This window comes from Paraburkholderia sp. RCC_158, assembly GCF_041355255.1.
Classification (GTDB): Bacteria; Pseudomonadota; Gammaproteobacteria; order Burkholderiales; family Burkholderiaceae; genus Paraburkholderia; species Paraburkholderia graminis.
Genome location: NZ_JBFUPM010000092.1, coordinates 1 through 550, shown reverse-complemented (window position 1 = coordinate 550; position 550 = coordinate 1). Strand labels below are relative to the sequence as shown.

Below are 550 nucleotides of genomic sequence, written 5' to 3'. Positions count from 1 at the left end.
AGGCGATGTAGCGGCCCTTGTCGGCCAATCGAGGGACGATCTGGCTCGGTGGCAGATGACCGAATTCGACAGAGTTGGCCACCGCCAGTAGTTCAGCGCGTTCATCGGTCGACAGCTTGTGCACAGCATCATGATGGCGGAAGGTGCGCCCATCCACTGCTTCGGGACCGCCGCCTTGCCAGCGCTGCACGGTGCGCGCGCTTAGCCCGAGCACGGCACATGCGCGTGCCTGACGAGCCCCGGCTGTAGTCGCCTCGCCAATCAGCGCCCGCAATGCCGCGCGCTCTTCGGGGGAGCTCATTCGTCCTCGCCCCCGAACAGCGCCTGATACTTTTTTGAAAGTACCAGCAACGCGGCCGCCTCCGCCAAAGCCTTTTCCTTGCGTTTCAGTTCGCGCTGCAGTTGCGCATTGGCCTGTTTCAGCTCGCGCAGCTCTGGAGCGCTTGCACGTGCGCTGCTCGCGGTGCCGGCCGAGCAGAACTGGGCACGCCACTGGTCCAGATGATGGGCAAACAAGCCCCGTTCACGGCACCACGCGCTCAGTGCCTCG

General features: G+C 64.5%; 1 protein-coding gene and 1 pseudogene. Both read right to left on the bottom strand.

Annotated features, from left to right (window positions below):
- A pseudogene (locus AB6809_RS36300) lies at nt 1-301 on the bottom strand (IS3 family transposase); the annotation flags it as partial.
- Nucleotides 298-550: transposase (locus AB6809_RS36295; RefSeq protein ID WP_371028619.1), on the bottom strand; the 253-nt coding region annotated here is incomplete at its 5' end. The gene AB6809_RS36295 and the pseudogene AB6809_RS36300, both read right to left, overlap by 4 nt.